General features: G+C 71.3%; 16 protein-coding genes. 11 read left to right on the top strand and 5 right to left on the bottom strand.

From position 1 onward, the window contains the following. Window positions 1–256: 256 nt before the first annotated feature. Complete coding sequence (locus VGC13_RS32085) at window positions 257–1660, bottom strand: M23 family metallopeptidase (RefSeq protein ID WP_331129439.1); 1404 nt, start codon at window positions 1658–1660, stop codon at window positions 257–259. 321 nt (window positions 1661–1981) lie between these two features. On the opposite strand from VGC13_RS32085, the gene VGC13_RS32080 reads away from it, so the two are divergent. The 3 genes from VGC13_RS32080 (at window position 1982) to VGC13_RS32070 (ending at window position 5155) form a co-directional block, all read left to right on the top strand. Then, window positions 1982–2608: an SRPBCC domain-containing protein gene (locus VGC13_RS32080; protein ID WP_331129438.1), complete on the top strand. Its 627-nt coding sequence runs from the start codon at window positions 1982–1984 to the stop codon at window positions 2606–2608. A 1170-nt stretch (window positions 2609–3778) separates the two neighbouring features. Then, entirely contained in the window at window positions 3779–4612 is an 834-nt protein-coding gene (locus VGC13_RS32075; protein WP_331129461.1) for an acetoacetate decarboxylase family protein, read from the top strand. A gap of 150 nt (window positions 4613–4762) precedes the next feature. After that, a complete protein-coding gene (locus VGC13_RS32070; RefSeq protein ID WP_331129437.1) occupies window positions 4763–5155 on the top strand; it encodes a hypothetical protein in 393 nt (130 codons plus the stop codon). A gap of 81 nt (window positions 5156–5236) precedes the next feature. On the opposite strand, the gene VGC13_RS32065 is transcribed toward VGC13_RS32070, so the two are convergent. Then, window positions 5237–5452, bottom strand: coding sequence for a hypothetical protein (locus tag VGC13_RS32065; RefSeq protein WP_331129436.1), 216 nt, complete (start codon window positions 5450–5452; stop codon window positions 5237–5239). A 197-nt stretch (window positions 5453–5649) separates the two neighbouring features. On the opposite strand from VGC13_RS32065, the gene VGC13_RS32060 reads away from it, so the two are divergent. From VGC13_RS32060 to VGC13_RS32030, 7 genes are all read left to right on the top strand, one after another. After that, entirely contained in the window at window positions 5650–6444 is a 795-nt protein-coding gene (locus VGC13_RS32060) for an SAM-dependent methyltransferase (protein WP_331129435.1), read from the top strand. A gap of 834 nt (window positions 6445–7278) precedes the next feature. Continuing rightward, entirely contained in the window at window positions 7279–8133 is an 855-nt protein-coding gene (locus tag VGC13_RS32055; RefSeq protein WP_331129434.1) for a CbbQ/NirQ/NorQ/GpvN family protein, read from the top strand. A 2-nt stretch (window positions 8134–8135) separates the two neighbouring features. Next, a complete protein-coding gene (locus VGC13_RS32050; RefSeq protein WP_331129433.1) occupies window positions 8136–10208 on the top strand; it encodes a nitric oxide reductase activation protein NorD in 2073 nt (690 codons plus the stop codon). 229 nt (window positions 10209–10437) lie between these two features. Then, window positions 10438–10851 (top strand): hypothetical protein, encoded by a 414-nt coding sequence (locus tag VGC13_RS32045; protein WP_331129432.1) that lies wholly within the window; start codon window positions 10438–10440, stop codon window positions 10849–10851. Window positions 10852–10861: 10 nt separating this feature from the next. Next, window positions 10862–11590, top strand: coding sequence for an FkbM family methyltransferase (locus VGC13_RS32040; protein ID WP_331129431.1), 729 nt, complete (start codon window positions 10862–10864; stop codon window positions 11588–11590). 180 nt (window positions 11591–11770) lie between these two features. Beyond that, window positions 11771–12037, top strand: a complete 267-nt coding sequence (locus VGC13_RS32035) for a hypothetical protein (RefSeq protein WP_331129430.1) — start codon at window positions 11771–11773, stop codon at window positions 12035–12037. Window positions 12038–12140: 103 nt separating this feature from the next. After that, on the top strand, window positions 12141–12731 hold the full coding sequence (locus VGC13_RS32030; protein WP_331129460.1) for a DUF1003 domain-containing protein: 591 nt from the start codon (window positions 12141–12143) through the stop codon (window positions 12729–12731). 524 nt (window positions 12732–13255) lie between these two features. Here the strand turns inward: VGC13_RS32030 and VGC13_RS32025 are convergent. The 3 genes from VGC13_RS32025 to VGC13_RS32015 all read right to left on the bottom strand — a co-directional run bounded on the left by VGC13_RS32025 (window position 13256) and on the right by VGC13_RS32015 (window position 16697). Next, complete coding sequence (locus VGC13_RS32025) at window positions 13256–14056, bottom strand: gamma-glutamyl-gamma-aminobutyrate hydrolase family protein (protein WP_331129429.1); 801 nt, start codon at window positions 14054–14056, stop codon at window positions 13256–13258. Between the two features lie 241 nt (window positions 14057–14297). Then, the gene (locus VGC13_RS32020; RefSeq protein WP_331129428.1) at window positions 14298–15146 is read right to left on the bottom strand and encodes a hypothetical protein; all 849 of its coding nucleotides are present in this window, start codon (window positions 15144–15146) and stop codon (window positions 14298–14300) included. A gap of 87 nt (window positions 15147–15233) precedes the next feature. Next, window positions 15234–16697 (bottom strand): diguanylate cyclase, encoded by a 1464-nt coding sequence (locus tag VGC13_RS32015; protein ID WP_331129427.1) that lies wholly within the window; start codon window positions 16695–16697, stop codon window positions 15234–15236. 417 nt (window positions 16698–17114) lie between these two features. Between VGC13_RS32015 and VGC13_RS32010 the strand changes: the two genes are divergently transcribed. After that, window positions 17115–20081, top strand: a complete 2967-nt coding sequence (locus VGC13_RS32010) for a serine hydrolase (RefSeq protein WP_331129426.1) — start codon at window positions 17115–17117, stop codon at window positions 20079–20081. The last annotated feature ends 64 nt before the right edge of the window (window positions 20082–20145 follow it).

Below are 20145 nucleotides of genomic sequence, written 5' to 3'. Positions count from 1 at the left end.
AACTGCAGGGGGAGGTTGTCGTTTCGATGGGGTGGAGGATCGGCGAATGGGATCGAACTGCGCCCGCCGGTGCCCCTCCCCCGGCCCCTCCCCGTTCGTTCCTCACGGAGAGGGGAGAATTCGATAGCGTTTCGACACCCTGTCGAAGCGCATCACCCTCCCCCCGCGCAGTTTGCGGGGGAGGGCCGGGGAGGGGGGCGCCCGCCGAACGCCCCGCACCTTCCGAAAGCGCACCACGGGCCGGTGCCGTGGGCCCCTACCCCCGCATCCACCGCCCGTGGTAGAAGCGCGTGTAGAACTTGGCGCCGGTGCTGTCCTTTACGTCGAACTGGCCGTCGCCGTTGCCGTAGATGTCTCCCGGATCGCTGGCGCGGCAGCTTACGCAGCGCAGGCGGTTGGGCCACACCGTGTTCCCGCCGTACGGCTGTCCCAGGTAGGTCAGCGACTCGCCGTATGCCACGCGCGAGTGCACGTGCTCGTCCCACGGCCCGCCCGTCTTGCCCGCGTAGCCGATGACCGTGTTCATCCCCACCGTGGCGCCCCAGGTGATGCCCGAGGCAATGCTGGTGAGGTGCGCCATGATGGCCCGGTAGCTTCCGTTGCGCACCACCACGTAGTTGCCCAGCGTGTAGTATCCCTCCGCGTCCTGGTAGTCCCACCCGGCCCACTCCACCGTGCCCTTGAGCGCCGAGTACACGTTGGCGTTGCGGTGCGCCGGCCAGTCGTTGGCGTAGAACTGGTTCAGCAGGTAGGGCTCGCACTTGCGCACGTGGTAGCCCTGTCCCCACCAGCTGCCGTAGTTGCCGCTCATGGCGCTCCACCCCGGGTCGCCCGGCCGCATGTTGTAGTACGTCCCCGAGTACGTGGTGGTGTATCCGCTGTAGAAGCGGTTGGTGGCGTCCCACACCGTCTGCCAGAACAGCCCGCTGGGCTGGCCGGATTCGCACGCCTGCGCCGTCACGTTCGCCGTCGGCGCCGCGGCCTGCACCGGCGGCTCGCCGCCCTGCTCCGCCACCATCGCGGCGCGGCTGGCCTGCATCCGCGCGTTCATCAGCACGTCGGCGGCCGGCGGCGCCCTGTGCATCGCCTCGCGCACGGGCGTCAGGCCCAGCGAGCGCACGTCGCGGCGTGGCTGGTGAAAGCGCAGGCCGGCCAGCAGCATCCGCGCGCGCGCATCCAGCCCCGGCTCCGCCGTCCACACGCCGATGCGGTACACGCGGTCGCCGTCCGCCACGTAGACCAGCGTGTACGGGTCCGTTCCCGGCAGCCCGCTCACCGCCACGCCGCGCCGCCCGCCCACCTCCACCGCCGAGCGCACCAGCGGAAACTCGCCGTACTTCGACATCAGCCCGCTCACCAGCCCCTCCACGTCCGCCGGCTTTGCCTCGTACGCCAGCGCCACGCGCGCCACGGGGGAGCGTGCGTGGCCGCCGTTCTTTTGGCCCGAGGGGTCGAAGAGCGCAAAGCCGTAGGTGTTGAACAGCACCGGGTCGGCCACCACGCTCCACTCGCGCGGAATGGCGACCGTCACGCCCGCCACGTCGTCGCGCAGCGTGCGCGTGCCGGGCGCCTCCGCGCTGGGCACGGCGGCGGTGGGGGCTTGGTCCGTGCACGCGGCCAGCAGCGCGGCGGCACAGAGCAGGGCAGGGATGCGCTTCATCGGCGGCCTCCGGATGGGGAAAGGGATGGGGATGATTGGGGTGAGCATCCCTGGTCCCCGCACTTCGGATACCAAAGTGGCGCAATTTGGGAGTGCCTGATCTGCGCGGATTTCCCAACGTGTTTCCCCGCCGTGCGATACGATCATCCACCGATTTCCGGTGATGACGGGCGCAGACCGTTCCCGTACGGCGGTCTCCATCGAATGACCAATGGACCGCAAACGATTCTTGATCTCACGCGCCACGCCCGTCCATTGCGATTGCCTGGCCTCGTCATGATCATGGTGTGGATGATGAGGGGCACGAACCCGGGACGGCGGATGACGATGAGCGAGACGCGCGGCGGGGTGTCGGACGAGGCGGTGAAGGCGGCGACGGGGCGCACGCCGGCGGAGTGGGAAGCGGTGCTGGACGCGCGCGGCGCCGCCGATCTGCCGCACGGAAAGATCGTCGCGCTACTGCGCGAGTCGGGGGAGATCGAGAGCAGCTGGTGGATGCAGCAGGTGGCCAACGGCTATGAAAAGCGAAAGGGCAAGCGCGTCCTGGGCCAGACGGAGGGCACCGGCTTTCAGATCGGCGTCCGGCGCACGCTTTCCATCCCGCCGGACGAGGCGTGGCGCCTGGTGACGTCGGCGGAGGGCGTGCGCGGCTGGCTGGGCGGCGCGCCGGAGCTGCGGTGGGAGAAGGGCGAGTCGTACCGGCTGCGGGATGGATCGGCGGGCGAGGTGCGCGTGTTCAAGCCCGGCAGCCACCTGCGCATCACCTGGCAGCCGGAGGGATGGCCCCGCGCCTCCACCATCCAGGTGCGCGTGATGCCCTCCGGCGAGCAGAAGAGCGTGATCAGCTTTCACCAGGAGCACCTTCCCGGCCCCGCCGAGCGCCAGGCGCGCCGCGAGTTCTTCGACGCTGCCCTCGACGCCCTGGAGGAGCAGGCCAAGAAGGCCTGACGTATCTCACATCTGGATGAGCCCGATGCGCAGGTGACGAGCAGGTGATGAGCGGGTAAACCCGCTGCTGGGAAAGCGACAAGCCCCGTCTCGGCTCGCTCACGCTCGCCGAACGGGGCTTCACCTTCAACTGCGGAAACGCCCCGCGGGCATTCGCGACGTTCATACCGAATCCGCGGAAACGCCCGTCATTCTGAGGAAGCGCCACCCCGGACCATCGGGAAAGCCGCGGAGCCAGTTGGCGCGACCGAAGAATCTCCCTCCCCTCGCGCGGAACCCTTTCCCGGGCATCGCCCGGGAACCCCGGGTGGCGGAAAGATCCTGCCGTCCAGCGCTCCACACGACAGTCTTACCGGGTCTATACCATCTCCCGATTGCGGGAGAGGGTTCGAACCGGGGCGAGCGGGTGGGGGCCGCGTCGGGCGCAGCGCGAGCCCCGATGCCTCCCGATGAGCGGGTAAACCCGCTGCTGGGAAAGCGACAAGCCCCGTCTCGGCTCGCTCACGCTCGCCGAACGGGGCTTCACCTTCAACTGCGGAAACGCCCCGCGGGCATTTGCGACGTTCATACCGAATCCGCGGAAACACCTGTCATTCTGAGGAAGCGCCCACCCCGGACTTTCGGGAAAGCCGCGGAGCCGGTTGGCGCGACCGAAGAATCTCCCTCCCCTCGCGCGGAACCCTTTCCCGGGCATCGCCCGGGAACCCCGGGTGGCGGCAAGATCCTACCGTCCAGCGCTCCACACGACAGTCTTACCGGATCTATACATCTCCCGATTGCGGGAGAGGGTTCGAGCCGGGGCGAGCGGGTGGGGGGCCCCGTTGGGCGCAGTTCTGACCCCGCCACCAGCAGCGAACTCTCGGCTACCCCAACCTCCCCCGAAGTTGGGGGAGGTGGGCGAGTGGTGCGAGCCCGGAGGGGGCGCCTCTCCGGCGCAGCTCGATGCAGGTCGTCGAGCCCCGTAGGTCACCTGACCCATTGCCGATCTCCGCTGAATTTCTCCGAATTCTTGAGTGAGGCACCCCCTCCACGGCTGTACCTTTAAAGCCCCATTCTGATGCCCCACTTTCGATTTTTTTCTGAGTAGGGGAGAGGAGTTAACTCTATGGAGATACTACGCTTAAATCACCTCTCCCGACCCATGCCGTGCTCCGGTCCACAAGCTGCCTTATGGGATGGCGCTTCGGACGGCAAATCGTCCGAATTCTACCGAATGAGGAAGGTGTCCGGACGGACCCTTCAGAACCCATAGCAAGGACCGCGAACATGTCGAGCAAGCTTGCCTCGCCGCAGATGGTGCTGAACAGCCGGATGCTCTACACCAGCTGGATTCCGGCGGACCCCGAGGCGTGCGCGCGCCTGCTTCCCCCGGCGCTCGAGCCGGCGGCGAACGGTGCCATCTACATGAACCAGTACGTGGTCGACTCGGCCGAGCAGACCACCGGCTTTGGCGCGTACTCGCTGACGTACCTGGGGCTGGACGTGGCCGGCCACCCCGCGCCCGACGGCGTAACGCCGGGCCGCTTCTTTACCGACTACTTCAACTCGTCCGAGGTGATGCGCAAGTACGCCCGCGAGCGCGGCGTGCCGGCCACGCCGGGCAGCACCACGCTGACGGTGGCGGGCGGCATCGTCACCGCCACCACGTCGGTGGACGGCAAGCCCATCATCCGCACCCGCGCCGAGGTGGGCGACGTGGCCGACATCACGCTGGCCGGCCACCTGCGCTACATCACCCAGGTCAGGGACCGGCTGGTGAGCGGCAACTACCCGTACGTGGGCGAGCTGGTGAGCAAGTTCAACGTGCTCTCCATCGAGTTCCTGGACCCCACGCACCCGGTGTACGCGCTGCGTCCCGCGACGCCGCTGCAGGTGGTGGCCGGCTCGTCGTTCTACGCGCCGCGGGACTCGTTCGTCTACCCCGGGGGCGAGTACGACATGGGCCCCGCCGACGGCGAGCGGAAGCACGCCGATGAGCTGGAGACCGCCTTCGCCGGCGTCTGATCCATCGCCGGGATGGATGACGACGAGGGGCGGGCCCGGCCGGTCCGCCCCTCGTCCATTCGTGCAGCGCATCCGGAACTCGCGGCGGGGGTCTCGCGTACGTCCGGGGGAGGGAAATCTCCATCGACCACCCCTGTTCCCGGGCGAGCCATGCAGGCCACCGCACCCACGCCAATCCTCCGTTCCGCCGTGCGGATCATCGTCACCGCTGGGGTGATCGCGGGCGCGATCGGGATCGGCGCCTGGTACCTGCTGCCGTACGAGGCGTGGAAGGCGGAGACGTTCGCGGAGCGGTTCGCGCTGTGGGAGGGCATCCTCTGGGCGCTGGGCGCCACGGGCACCCTGTTCGGCATCGCCGCGCTGTTCAACGCCACGGACCTGTACTCGCCGCGCCTGCTGGAGCAGGTGCAGCAGCAGGCGGCCGACGCCCTGCGCGGCCGCACGCTGTATTCCGACCTCCCCACGGTTCCGTGGGTGCTGCTGGGCTGCGGCCTCGCGCTGATCGTTGCCGCGGTGGTGGGGCGGTCTGTCCTGCCGGGGTGATGGATGGATGAAAGCGGAGGCCGCAGAGATTCGTCTCCGCGGCCTCCGCGTGCGTTCCGCGCTGGATCGCGCGGGCCGCGATCAGTCCGGTCCGCAGCCGCCGGGGTTTGCGGGACCCGTGCAGATGCAGGTGCGGAAGCAGGTGTAGCCAAAGCAGGTGCCCACCAGCGGATCGCAGGTGTGGGCGTTGGGGTTGGTGGGATTGTGCGCCGCCACCGTGCCGCGCATCTCGCACGCGGCCGCCGGCTCGAAGCTCTCCACCGCCAGCGTGTCCACCTGCAGCCTGAGCTTTCTCATCATTCACCTCCGTTGCGTCGAGGGATGAACGCGCGGCGCCGGCCCCCGGCGCCGCCCGTTGCATGGTAATCCGCACGCGTGATGGCGGCAATCAGAATGTGATCCGCCCTCCGCGGGTGGAAGGAAGCTGGAATCCGCCGTATGTTGCCCGACTCGCACGATCCGCATCGCACCCATCCACGAAAGGAGCAGAGCTGATGGATTCGCAGGCCCCGTCCCCCACCGAGATCCCCAACGCCGCCCGCATCTACAACTACGTGCTGGGCGGATCGCACTGGTTTCCCGCCGACCAGGCGGCGGCCGGATACATGACGTCGCTGGTGCCGTCCACGGCCAAGTGGGTGCGCATGCTGCGCGACTTCCTGCAGCAGGCCGCCCGGCAGCTGCACGCCGAGGGCTTTCGCCACTTCGTGGACTTCGCGTCCGGCCTGCCGACGGACGACCACGTGCACGCGGTAGTGCCGGACGCGCGGGTGGTGTACTCCGACACGGACCCGTACACGCTGCAGGTGGCGCGCGACCTGGTGGCCGGGCTGCCCAACGTGCTGTACCTGGAGCACGACGTAAAGGACGCGCGCGCCCTGCTGGAGTCGTCGCGGGTGACGGAGTTCCTGGGGGGCGAGCGGCGGGTGGCGCTGGGGATCAGCGGCATCACCGTCTTTCTTGCGCCGGACGAGATCCGCCGGCTGATGAGCGAGCTGTACGCGTGGGCGGCACCGGGGTCGCGGCTGTACATCACCTGGGAGACGCGCCAGCCGGGGCGGATGACGCCGCCGATGCAGCAGTTCATCGACATGTTCGCGCAGACCGGCTCGCCGTTCTACCTGTACACGCCGGATGAGGCGATCGAGATGTGCGCGCCGTGGCGCATCCCGGAGGGCGGACTGCGGCCCGTGGCCGAGGTGCTGGGCCGGCCGGCGGGGTTCGTGACGGAGGCGGATCGGGAGGGGCTGGGGCTGGAGTTCTATGCGTCGATCCTGGAGAAGCCGTGATGGTGAACGGGTGAACGGGTGAACGGGTGAACGGGGGCGACCCCCGCATTCCGTGCCGCGCGATCACCGCGGGCTAAAGCCCGCGGCTGGAAATGCCATAAGCCCCGTCTCGGCTCGCTGCGCTCGCCGAACGGGGCTTCACCTGCTCGCGTGGGCAACGCCCGCACTCCGTCGCCCGGACCGTCGTGATGCAGGCGAGATCCTTCGGTCGCGCGCAGGCCCGGAGGATTACGGCGGAGTACGCACGTGCGCTCCATCAGGAAGTCATCCGCGGAGTGCCGATTGTCCAACCACACGCGAGATTGTGACTTCCTGAGGGAGCGCCGCGCATTACCTCGTCCCCACTCCGCACCCGGCGCGCGACCGAAGGACCTCGCCTCGGCGTCTGCGTGCCAAACCGAAGCGCGACAGAGCCGCGGCTACAATCCGCGCAAGCGGATTCTGCGCATCTCCAGCGGCGAGCTATGCCCATTGCGGCTCTGATCCGGTGATCGCCGGGTTGCGGACGCGCAGGTGCTTCGGACGCCGTAGATAGCCGGGCCGCCGAGTCCGCGCAGGCGGACTTTGCGATTTTCCCGCGGCGAATTCATTCGCTCTCGCGGGTGGACGGCACGTTGGCGGATTCAAATCCCACGGGCATCATTCGCTCCTGGATGCGCGAATCCGGATCGTCCCACCCGACAATCCCGCAAATCGTCATGCGCCGGCTGGCGGCCCATACTTGTCATGAAGTCGTAAATCTTGCGCGCGCGGGGTGGCGCGGCGGGCAGGATTTGCGCTACGTGTTGATGAGCGCGTAACCGCGCCTCGCATCCACCCGCATCCAACCCTCCGATGACCGATCTCGCCGCGCGCCCGTCCGCAGCCGCCTTCGACGCCTCCGCCCTCACGCAGGGCGACGGGGTGCGGTGGGTGGAGCAGGAGCCGTACTACGTGGCGCTGGGGCCCGAAGTGCAGATCTTCGAGCGCTGCCACGCCAGCGGCCTTCCCGTGATGCTCAAGGGCCCCACCGGGTGCGGCAAGACGCGCTTCGTGGAGCACATGGCGTGGCGGCTCAAGCGGCCGCTGGTCACCATCGCCTGCCACGACGACCTGTCCGCCAGCGACCTTACCGGCCGCTACCTCATCCGCGGCGGCGAGACGGTGTGGATGGACGGGCCGCTGGCCGTGGCCGCGCGCCTCGGCGCCCTCTGCTACCTGGACGAGGTGGTCGAGGCGCGGCAGGACACCATCGTCGTCATCCACCCCCTTACCGACGACCGGCGGCTGCTGCCGGTGGACAAGACGGGCGAGCTGATCCAGGCGGCCCCCGGCTTTCAGCTGGTGATCAGCTACAACCCCGGCTACCAGCACGCCCTCAAGGACCTCAAGCCCAGCACCCGCCAGCGCTTCGTGGCGCTGGAGTTCGACTTTCCGCCGGAAGAGCGCGAGGCCGAGATCGTGGCGCACGAGGGCGGCGTCTCGCGGGCGGAGGCGGCGCCGCTGGTGCGACTGGCCCGCCGCGTCCGCCGCCTGCGCGACCAGGGGCTGGCCGAGTCGCCCAGCACCCGGCTGCTCATCTCCACCGCGCGGCTGATGGCGGGCGGCATCGGGGCCGAGCAGGCGTGCCGCGCCGCCTTCGTAAACCCGCTGACGGACGACCCGGACCTGCTGGCGGCGATCGGCGACCTGATCGCGGCCACGCTGTAGCCATGCCTCCCCGCGACAAGGGCGGACGCGTGACGCGGTGGGCGCGCGGCGTGTGGCGCCGCTGGCGTCCCGAGCCCGAGCGCCCCACGCTGCGCCTCGAAGACGTTCGCCGCCGGCTGGAGATCCTGCTGGCCGCCGTGTACGAGCGCCCCATCCCCATCGTCCCCGCCCAGGCGCCGGAGCCCCGGTGGCACGAGCGGCTGCTTCCCGAGGCGAAGCACCTGCGCACGGGCGAGGTCCTGGCCGGCACCGACGCCGAGCGCGTGCACCTTCCGCCGGAGCTGGACGCGCCCGATGGCGACGCGGCGGCGCTGGCGCGCTACCGCCTGCTGGCGGTGACGCAGGCGGAGCGGCTGGCGCGCGGCACGGCGCAGTTCACCCCCGACCTGAACCCGCGCTGGAACCGGCACCTGGTCGCCCTCGGCGCGCTGACCAACTCCGAGCCGGTGCGGCGGGTGCGCGACCTGTACCTGCTGCTGGAAAGCGCGGCGGTGGACGCGGCGGTCGCGCGCGCGGTCCCCGGCCTGGCGTCCGCGCTGCAGGCGGAGCGCGAGCGGGCCCTGGCCGCGCGCCCGCGCACGGAGTCGCTCACCGCGGCCGAGCGGCAGATGGAGTCGCTGGTGCGCCGCATCCTTTCCGCGCCGCCGGGCCAGGCGCCGCCGGAGCTGGCCCCCGGCGACACGCCGCTGCAGTCGCTGCAGCGGGCCCGCGCCCTGGCCGCCGGGCTGCCGCGCGGCCGGTACCGCGGCGTCTCGGGCGTGGCGGCGTGGGGAACGGTGATGCGCTGGGCGGGCGCCGCGCCCTCGGCCATGCTGATGGGCGACCTGCCGCCCCAGATGGGCGCCATGCGGGGCTTTGGGCTGGGCGGCGGCGGCTCCACGCCCGACACGGGGCAGTCCGACAAGGGAAAGACGCGCGCCGTCGACCGCCAGGCGCCCGACCGCCCCGGCGGGGCGAAGACGGCGGATGCGCAGGGCTCGTCCACCATGGAGGGGAGCGCGCCTCCGGAGTTCGGCGACGCGCCCGATCCGCCCGACGCGCCGGACCCGTCGGGGGACGAGGGTGAGGGCGGCGGGGACGGCGAGGGGGAGGGTGCGGGCGGGCCGGGCGGCGGGGGGACCGCGTCGGCGATGTCGCTGGCCGCGGCCGTGCAGCCGTTCACCGCGCCCGCCGCGCCGATGGGCCCGGGCGTGGCGTACCCGGAGTGGAACCACGAGGAAACGCGCTACGAGCCGCAGGCCGCCTGGGTGCGAACCCTGCCGCCCCACCCCGGCGACGAGGCGTGGGCGGCGGCGGTGCTCGGCCGGCACGGCGCGCTGGTGCGGCGGCTGCGCGAGCGGTTCGAGCGCATGCGGGCCCAGCGCACGCGGCTCACGGGGCAGCGCCGCGGCGACGAGCTGGACGTGGCGGCGTGCGTGCGGGCGCTGGTGGACCTGCGCACCGGCCACTCGCCCGACGACCGGCTGTACACCGAGGTGCGCCCGGCGCGGCGCGCGCTCTCCATCACCCTGCTGGTGGACGTCAGCGGCTCCACGGACGAGTTCGTGGGCAAGGCGCGCATCATCGACATCGAAAAGATCGCGGTGCTGCTGACCAGCGAGGCGCTGGACGCGCTGGGCGACCTGTACTCCATCCTCACCTTCAGCAGCGTGGGCGCCGAGGACGTGCGCATCCGCACCATCAAGGAGTTCGCGGAGCGCAACGGCCGCGGGGTGCGCCAGCGCATCGGCACGCTCAAGCCCGAGGGGTACACGCGGATGGGCGCCGCCATCCGCCACGCGGTCGCGCAGCTGGGCCGCACGCACGCCGGCCACCGGCTGCTGCTCATCCTGTCCGACGGCAAGCCCAACGACCGCGACCACTACCAGGGCCGCTTCGCCATCGAAGACGCGCGCCAGGCCATCGCCGAGGCGCGCGCGGCCGGCGTGCACCCGTTCTGCCTTACGGTGGACACCAAGGCCTCCGGCTACCTCACGCGCATCTTTGGCCCCGCCGGCCACGTGGTTCTGCGCCACCCCGACCAGCTTCCCATGGCGCTCATCGGCGTCGTCCGGCAGATCCTGGCGTCGGGCTGAGCCGAAGCGGGCGCTTTACATCTGAAGCTGGACAGATTAGATATCACCCCATATCCCCCCGGCCGTCTCGGCGACCGGGCGCGAGGCCGCCTTCCGGGGCGGCCTCTGCTTTTTGTATGACCTGTCGTCGGGGGAGATCATTTCGACAGTCGTTGTGCTGGCGCTGGACGTGCGGGAGCGCGCATCATCAGGGGATGGGTGCTCACGGGGACGGGGGAGGGAGGAGCCGATGGAGAGATACGAGTTCGAGGGGGCGGAGGTGCTGGCGCTGGTGCTGGAGTCGCGGGGGGCCAAGGAGCGGCTGATGACGGAGGCGCAGCGCTACCTGGCGGCCGGCATCGACCTGCTGGCGGAGCAGCAGGCGGCGGAGTGGGACGGCGAGGTGGACCACCCCGGCACCGGCGCCGACCCCGGCCTGTGGCTGATGAACGACCGCGGCGTGTACCTGCGCAGCAACGCCAGGACCCGCGACGCGGACTCGGTGGCCTACGCCCGCGGCTACCGCGGCGACATCGCCGTGGGCGACGAGCCCACGTGCGAGTTCATCGACGCGGCCACGCTGGACCCCGTGCGCGTCGGCGACACGCTGGTGGTCACGCTGGACGAGCAGAAGGTGCGGCTCTCCCTCATCCGCCCGGAATAGACGCGGCCCATTGAAGCAGATTCTGAAGCGGCTGCTGAACCGGGCCGGCCTCGACGTGGTGCGCCACCGGCCGGTGCCGCTGCAATTGATGCGGCGCGCGCACCTGCTGTCGCGTTTTGGCGTGACGGTGGTGCTGGACGTGGGCGCCAACGCGGGGATCTACGCGGGCGAGCTGCGGCAGATCGGCTACCGCGGGCGCATCGTGTCGTTCGAGCCGCTGTCGTCGGCGTACGCGGCGCTGGCGGCGCAGGCGGCGGGCGACCCCGCGTGGCAGACGGTGAACCTGGCGCTGGGGGCGGCGAGCGGCGAGGCGGTGCTGAACGTGGCGGCCAACTCGTGGAGCAGCTCCGTGCGCCCCATGCTGGACGCGCACCTTTCCGCCGCGCCGGACTCGCGCTACGTGGGCACGGAGACGGTGCGGATGGAGACGCTGGACGCCGTCTTCGCCCGCTACGTGCGCCCGGACGACCGCGTGTGGCTCAAGGTCGACACGCAGGGCCACGAGCGCGACGTGCTGGCCGGCGCCGCGGCGTCGCTGCCGCGCATCGACAGCATTCAGCTGGAGATGTCGCCCGTGCGGCTGTACGAGGGCGAGGCGCTGTTCACCGAGATGTACGACTGGCTGGCCGCTCGCGGCTACGCGTGCGTGCACCTGGAGCCCGGCCTCATCGACCCCGCCGACGAGCGCCTGCTCTCGCTCGACGGCTACTTCCATCGTACGGCATCGGTCCCCGTCTGACAAAAAGATTTGGTTTCACGCAGAGGCCACGGAGACCACAGAGAAAAGCATCCCTCTGTGGCCTCTGCGGCCTCTGCGTGAGCCAATCTTTTGCTGAAGCCGGGATGATGCAGGATGGCCGGGAAATCGCGGGTGAGCGGACGAATCGGCACTGAACCGCAATCGGGAGGAATCAGAGAGATGGATGCACGTGAGCCCTGGGATCCCGGGGAGACGCCGGACGAGCAGGACGCGCGGCGGCAGGCGTACGAGCGGCTGTCGGCGGCGGCGCGGCGGGTGGGGCTGTCGCTGGAGCGCCTGAGCCAGATGCTGCGCCAGGTGACCACCAACGAGGCCGAGACGCGCCAGTTCCTTTCGCGCGAGGTGTACGGGGTGCCCGACGACCTGCTGGACGACCTGGTGCGCGTGCGGCTGGCGGAGCTTCCGCGCGGAGAAAAGCCCCGGTAACACGCCGAAACGTCCCTGCGGTGGCGTGTTCCGGAAAACGTGCTAAGCTGGTTTGCTTCTTGCTTTTGGACAAACCAGCCACTCACGTTTTCCGAAGGTGCGCATGCAGGGCCGCGAGGCAGATCCCATCGACCCGATCGACGCAGAGCACCCGCGGCTTCGCGGGCGCCGCAGCCTTGCGCGCGTGGTGGACCGCAACGTCCGCGCGCTGCTGGCCCGCCGCGCCGACGAAGAGCGCGCCAAGGCCCGCTCCGAGCGCATCGCCGACCAGGTGACGCGCTTTACGGGCAGCATGCGGTTCGTCTACATCCACCTCACGCTGTTCGGCACCTGGATCTTCGTGAACCTGGGGATCGTGCCGGTGCTGCCGCGCTTCGATCCCTCGTTCGTGATCCTGGCCATGGTGGCGTCGGTGGAGGCCATCTTCCTGTCCACCTTCGTGCTCATCAGCCAGAACCGCATGGCCGAGCTGGCCGACAAGCGCGCCGACCTGGACCTTCAGATCAGCCTGCTTGCCGAGCACGAGATCTCGCGGATGCTGTCGCTGGTGCAGCAGGTGGCCGAGCGGATGGGGATCGAGGACGCCATGGACCCCGAGCTCGACGAGCTCGCCCGCGACGTGCACCCCGAGATGGTGCTCGACAACATGGAGGCCAACGCCGAACGCTTCAATCGCTTCGCCTCCGGCAAGTGACGCCTGATTCTCGGACAGCAAAGCCGTGACTTCCTGAGGGAGGCGCCGCGCTGGATTTGACCCGTTCGACGGAGTCCGGGCGCCGACCGAAGGACCTCGCCGGCACAACTGAGGGGCTGGATTCCTGCCGCGGAGCCTGCCCCTCGCGAGCGGAGGGTAGATCCTTCGGTCGCGCGCAATCGGCTGTGTGGCTTCGGGGTGCACGTGGTGCGCTCCCTCAGAGGGTGTTGCCAAACCTCCCAGCGTGATTGACTTCCTGAGGGAGGCGCCGCCCCATAACTCGCTTGTACACTGCGCCTTCGCGCCGACCGAAGGACCTCGCCAGCAGAACGACGGGGCTGGTCCTGAGCGCGACCCCCTCGCGGGCGGAGAGTAGATCCTTCGGTCGCGCGCTATTGATTGTGTGGCTTCAGGGTGCACGTGGTGCGCTCCCTCAGGAAGTCAAATCTCTGGGGTACACAAACGCGGAGGACGCGGAGAGGATGGTCTCTCCGCGTCCTCCGCTTCGTTTCCGGATGATGCGATCAGCCGCGGGCCGATTCCACCAGGCGCGAGGCGTCGTCCGGCTGGCCGGCGCCGTCGGCGAACTCGCGGGCGGCCTGGACGAAGGCCCAGAACAGCCGCCGGTCGGGGTCGCGCGTGTCGCCGGCGGGGCCGTGGGCCTCGCCGCGCTCCGGGTGCCACTGCACGCCGTACATCCAGGGATGCTCGCGCCCCTCCACGCCCTCGACGATGCCGTCCTCCGCCCACACCGTGGCCGCCAGCCCGGGCGCCACATCGCGCACCGCCTGGTGGTGGAACGAGTTGATGAACAGCGTGGTGTTGCCGAAGATGCGCTCGAAGCCGGAGCCGGGCTCCACCCGCCCCGCGTGCCAGCGCTCGTTGACGGGCGCCTTCTGCTCGTGCAGCACGTCGCCGCCCAGCTGCGAGGGGATGTCCTGGTACAGCGTGCCGCCCAGCGCCACGTTGAGCACCTGGATTCCCCGGCAGATGGCCATGATGGGCATGCGGCGCCGCACCGCCTCGAGCACCGCCGCGATCTCCATCTCGTCGCGCTCGGGGTTCACCTCCTCCACCTGCGGCAGCGCCGTCTGCCCGTAGCGCGCCGGGTCCACGTCCTCGCCGCCGGTCAGCAGCAGCCCGTGGCACACGCCCAGGATGCGGCGGATGGACTCTTCGCCCTGCGCCGGCGTCAGCAGCACCGCCGTGGACCCCGGCGCCTCGACGGCCGTAATGTACGAGGCGTTCAGCTGCACCCGCGGCAGGTTGTGCACGCCCCCCGGCCACATGGTGGTGGTGACGGCGATGAGCGGTCGGTAGGTCATTGCGGTGCGCGGATCTGGTGGATGCGTACGGATCCGCGAGACCCGCAGGTTCCGCGCCGACAACGAGTGCGTGAGTGCGGAAGTGCGGAAGTGCGGAAGTGCGGAAGTGCGGAAGTGCGGAAGTGCGGAAGTTCGTTACTAACGCACTAACGCACTAACGCACTAACGCACTAAGGCACTCCCGCACTTCCGCCCTTCTTTTCTACGCCGCCGCCGCCGGCGTGATGCACGTGCGGTTGCGTCACGACCAGAAGTGGCCGATCTCTTCCACGACCCACCGGCCGCCGTCCTTCTTCCACCGCACGTACGACATCCGGCGCAGGCCGTCGTCCAGAGAGCTCCACGGCTTTACGTACAGCCCCGGACCGTGCCGGCGCCACATCATCCGGTTGTCGAACCCTTCCGCGTAGTAATCGAGTTCCCGGTCACCCGTCACCGGGTCGACGTTCTCGCCGAAAATGACGTGGTACCAGCCGTCCCGCTTCCTGAAATCCCGCGCCATCTCTGCCGCCGTGAGGGTGCCGACGTGGGCCGGCGATTCGATGTTGTCGACCACGAGCACCGGCGTGGTGCGGGTGAACAGCGCCAGGAAGCGCCGGTCGTCCCTCGCGGCGAGGGCGTCGATGTACTCGCGCATCGCCGCCTCCAGCGCCGCGTCGTCGGGGTCGCGGTACGCGAGGGCCGCGGGCGCTCCATGCCGTGCGGTCCATTCCGCAAGCGGTGAGGAGGCGGGTGGCGCGCCCACTCGCGCCTCCAGCATGCGCCATCCGGCTGCGTCCTGCCGCAGCAGCGCGAATACGAAGGGGTCGCAGTCTTCGCAGGGAATCCGCAGATCGGACCGGGCTTCTTCGCGGCTCTCTTCCCTGGCATACGGAATGGCGCGAAAGTATGCCCATCCGTCGTGCACGGAGAGGCGGACATCCGCAAAGGTGACGTGCGCGTCCACCTGCCGCTCTACCGTCGGGCGCACCGCGTCCAGGATCGCCGTCCGCTCGGGGCTTCCCGGCTCAGGAGTTCGGGGAAGCCGCTGTCCCGCCGCCGTGGCCGGAAGCGTGGCGGAGAGCACGACAATGCTGATAAGCCGTCGCATGGTCCAATCAGAAAACATGAAGTACCCGCCGGACGCCCACTCTCGCACTCCCGCACTCCCGCACTCCCGCACTCCCGCACTTCTTTTCTACGCCACCGCCGCCGCCGGCGTGATGCACGTTCGGTTGCGGCCCAGCTGCTTGGCCTGGTACAGCGCCGTGTCGGCCAGCGAGATCAGCTCCTCGGCCGTGGCCACGTCCGCCTCGGGCCAGCTGGCCACGCCCGCGCTCAGCGAGCCCTGCACCGCCGTCTCGCCGAAGATGAAGGGGATGGACGAAAAGTGCGCGCGCGCCCGCTCCGCCAGCGCAGCGGCGCCGGAGGCCGGGGTACCGGGAAGCACCACCACGAACTCGTCGCCGCCGTAGCGGCCGGCGCGGTCGTTCATCCGCAGCCCCTCCGTGCCCAGCCACGCCCCCAGCGCCCGCAGCACCGCGTCGCCCGCCAGGTGGCCGCAGCTGTCGTTGATCTCCTTGAACCGGTCCAGGTCCAGGATCACGATGCTGAGCGGCGCCCCGCTGGCGCGCGCCTCGTCCAGCTCGCGCTCCAGGTAGGTGATGATGGAGCGGCGCGTGTCGCACCCCGTGAGCTCGTCCGTGTGCGCCAGGTCGTGCAGCCGGCGGCGCTGCTCCACCAGCTTCTGGAACAGCTGCACCCGCCCGCACGCCTGCACGATGGCCTCCACCACCCGCTCCGCCAGCTCCGCCGCCTCGTCGCCCAGCACCGGCTCGTCCACCGTGGCGCGCTCCACGAACACGCCCGTCACGTGCTCGGTGATGGGAAACGGCACCACGATCACCGAGCGCAGCGGCACGGGAAGGCTGCGCCGCTCCCACTCCATCCGCACCCCGTCGAAGAGCGGGCTGGTGGCCACGTCGCGCACCTGCACCGGCCGCCCCGTCTCCAGCGCGTGCCGCACCTCGGGGTACAGCGCCAGGTCCAGCTCCAGCCCGTCCGTCAGCTCCGCCTCGGACGAGGCCGCCACCCGCGCCACGTTCTCGCCCGTCTGCACCACCAGCACCGAGCAGCGCCCCACGCCCAGGATCTCCGAGGTGCGGCTGGTGACCAGGTGAAACATCTCGTCCGCCGTGACCACGCGGTTCAGCTCGCGGATCAGGTCGATGGCCTGCAGCCGCATGCGCGCCGCCTCGCGGGCGCGGCGCAGGTCGCGGTTGCGGCGCACGTGGCTTTCCACGCGGGCCAGCAGCTCGTCCAGCCGAAACGGCTTGGTCAGGAAGTCCACCGCGCCGTCGCGCAGCGCGCTCACCGGCAGGGCGCCGTCGTTGGTGGCGGTGATCAGCACGACGGGAATGTCGACGAAGCGCGGGTCCTGGCGCAGCGTGCGCAGCACCTCCAGCCCGCTCATCTCGGGCATCATCACGTCCAGCAGCAGCAGGTCGGGCATCGTCTCGGCCTGCTCCAGCAGGTCGAGCACGCCGCGCCCGCTCACCGCGGTGCGCACGTCGTAGCCGGTAACCTTCAGCGCCCGTTCAAGGCCCTGCAGAATGGATGGATTGTCGTCGGCGACGAAAACCGTGGCGGTACTGTCGTTCATCAGGGTGCAGCGGTCGGTGTCCGGCCGTGGCCGGTCGAATGAATTTCCTGCAGGCGGGGCCCGAACGGGCGGGCACGGCCGGAGGGTCGATGGGAGGGGCCCGCCCCACGGGCGGCGGCGCTCCACGAATGCCCTGCGCGGGTGCGGGCGGCACTCAGGCGCAAGGGCAAGAGCCGGACCATGTGCCCCGCGGCCCGCGGCACAGACGCCGCCTGCTTTTTCGCCGCTTCGGGGCGCCCGCGGGTGAGGCACCGCCGCCCCGGCCGCGTCCCAGCGTTGTCCCATCCCCCGCCCGGTCCGTTTCCTGCGCCCCCGGCGGAGCGAACGTTCCGTCACCATCCACCGACACCCGCGCGGTCCCAAGCGTTGTCCGTCGTCTCCCGATCCGGTCTCGTCCGCCGCCTCCGCTCGCTCGCGGTGCTCCTCCTGGCCCCGCCGGCGCTGGCCGGCTGCCAGGAAGAGGCGTCGCCGTGGTCGCGCGAGCGCATCGACCGCCTTACCCTCCGCGAGAAGGTGGCGCAGATGGTGGCGCCCGCCATCTACGTGGGCGCCGACGCGCGGCCCGGGCAGGACACCATCCTGGCCCGGCGGCTGGCGGCGGAGGCGGTGGGCGGCATCCGGCTCCTTCCCGGCTCGGCGGAGGTGGCCCTGCGGCGCGTGGCGCACCTGCAGCGCACGGCGCGCCGGCCGCTGCTGGTGATCGCGGACCTGGACCGCGGCGTGGGCGGCACCCTGGCCGGCGCGGAAGAGCTGCCGCCCCCCGCGTCCCTGGGCTCCATGGACGCGGAGGCGGTGGGGCGGATCGCGGGGCGGTCGGCGGGGGACGCGCGGCGCATCGGCATCAACTTCGGCCTGCTGTCCGCGCCCTCGTTCCCGTACGCGTCCGCGCTCCCCGGCCCCACGGGCCCGCAGGCGGAGCGCGCCTTTGCCGACTACGCGGCGGGGCTGGTGAAGGACGGGCTCGTCGTCGGCGTGCGCGCGCTCTCCCCCGGGCCCGAGGCGGCGGAGGGGGACGTGCGCGTGCTGGCCTGGGACCGCGCCGCGGCCGAGGCGCTGCAGCTGGGCCTGCTGCGGACGCTGCTGGAGCGCGGCGTGGGCGGGGTGAAGCCCGCCTCCATCGCCCTGCCGTCGCTGACGCGCGACTCCGTTCCCCTTCCCGACAACCCGGTGTTCGTCACCGGCGTGCTGCGGCGCGACCTGGGCTTCGACGGGGTGGTGATCGAGGACCTGGCCCCGCCCGCGCCCCTGGTGCGCCGCTACGGGCCGGGCGAGGCGGCGGTGCGCGCGGTGGCGGCCGGGGCGGACCTGCTGGTGGGGATGGAGGACCCGCGCGCCGCCATCGACGCCATCGTCCAGGCGGTGGAGTCCGGCCGCGTCCCGTCCGCCATGATCGACGCCTCCGTGGGCCGGCTGTTCGCCGCCAAGGAGAAGCTGGGGCTGGGGATGGCCGCGCAGCGCGAAAAGGATGCACGGCGGGCGGCGGCGGAAAAGCGCGGGGACGATGCGGACGCGCCCGCGGCGGAGGGCGCGGACACGCTGCCGGCGGCGGCGCACCGGGCGGCGCTGATGGTCCTCGGACGCAGCGGCCGCGAGACGCTGCGCGGCTGCAACCGGACGGTGCTGGTGACGGATCGCGAGGTGGCCGCGCGCCCGCTTTCCGCCGCGCTGACGGCCGCCATCCCCGGGCTGACGCACCTGCGGACGGACCGCCTGGCCCGCCGCGGCCCGCTGGTGCAGCCCGGCGTCGCCTTTCCCGGCGCGGACGCGCAGTGCGTGATCGTCGCCGCCTTTCCCGGCCGGCGGCCGGAGGTCGTCAACCGGCTCACGCCCGCGCTGCCGCAGCCGGACAGCGCCGCCCGCGACACCATCCCCGCGTCGCGGCTGCAGGCGCTGCGGCGCGACACGCTCAGCCGCCGCATCGTCTGGATCGACTTCTTTCCCGCGGTGGACGCCCCCGCGCCGCCCGCGTCCACGCTGGTCCTGGCGCGCGGCACGGGCGAGCAGGCGCAGCGCGCGGCGGCGGCGGCCGTGCTGGACTCCGCCCTCCGCCGCCCGCCGGGGACGGTCTGGCCCGCCGCGCGGACGCTGCGCCCCTCCGCGGCCGACTCGGTGCAGATGCGGGGGGACTCGCTGGACCTCATCGACACCGTCATCCGCCAGGGGCTGGCCGACAGCGTGTTCAGCGCCGCCGCCGTCGCCATCGGGCGGCGCGGGCGGATCGTAAAGCTGGCGGGCTACGGCCGCACCGGCGGGGTGCCGGTGGACCCGCGGGGGACGCTGTTCGACGTCGCCTCGCTCTCCAAGGTGGTGGGGACGACGGCGGCGGTGATGGCGCTGGTGGACGAGGACCGCATGGAGGTGGGCGCCCCGGCCCGGCGCTACGTCCCCGGCCTGCGCGGCGGGGGGCGGGGCGACATCACCATCCGCCAGCTGCTCACCCACACCGCGGGCCTTCCCGCGGGCGACTGGCTGTACGGCAGCGCCAGCTCGCCGGAGCAGGCGCTGCGGCAGGTGACGCGGCAGGAGCTGGAGACGCCGCCGGGGCAGCGGATGCTGTACAGCGACTTCGGGATGATCCTGCTGGCCGAGGCCGTCCGGCGCGCGGCCGAGGAGCCGATGGACCGCTTTCTGGCCCGCCGCATCTTTGGCCCGCTGGGAATGCAGAACACCTTCTACCTTCCCGCGCGTGAACTGCAGGACCGCGCCGTGCCCACGGCGATGAAGTCCGAGCGGCCGTACGGGCCCGACGGCGAGGTGCACGACGCCAACGCGTACCGGCTGGGGGGCGTGGCGGGGCACGCGGGGCTGTTCTCCACCGCGTGGGACCTGTCGGTCTACGCGCAGACGCTGCTGAACGGGGGGGCGTACGGCACGCGGCGCATCTGGAACGGCGGCACCGTGGCCGCCTTCACCCGCAAGCAGCCCAACGCGGGAACGCGCGCGCTGGGGTGGGACACGCCCGCGGAGCGCAGCTCGGCGGGAAGCTACCTGTCGGAGCGGTCGTTCGGCCACACCGGGTTCACCGGCACGTCCGTGTGGATCGACCCCACGCGCGACCTGTTCGTGATCGTGCTCACCAACCGCACCTTCCGCGGCGGCGGGCAGGGCGACATCCTCCGCATCCGCGCCCGCGTGGCGGATCTCGCCGCAAAGTCCATCACCGACGTCCCCGCACGCCCGCGCCCCGGCAGCCCCGCCGCCATCGCCGAAGCGGAGCGCGCCGCGGCCGCCGCGCGTGCCCGCGCCCGGGAGCGCGCCCGCCGCCGCCCCACGCCGCGCCGCCGGCGGCGTGCGGAGATCGAGCACGTGGTGCCGGTGCTGGGGTTCGCGGCGCCGGCGGCGGGGCGCGAGGTGGTGCCGGGGTGGAGGGTGGTGATGGGGTGAACGGGTGAAGGGGTGAAGGGGTGAAGGGGTGAAGGGGTGAAGGGGTGACCGGGTGAAGGGGTGA

It is taken from the genome of Longimicrobium sp. (assembly GCF_036399255.1).
Taxonomy (GTDB): Bacteria; Gemmatimonadota; Gemmatimonadetes; order Longimicrobiales; family Longimicrobiaceae; genus Longimicrobium.
This window is presented reverse-complemented; position numbering and strand designations above follow the sequence as displayed.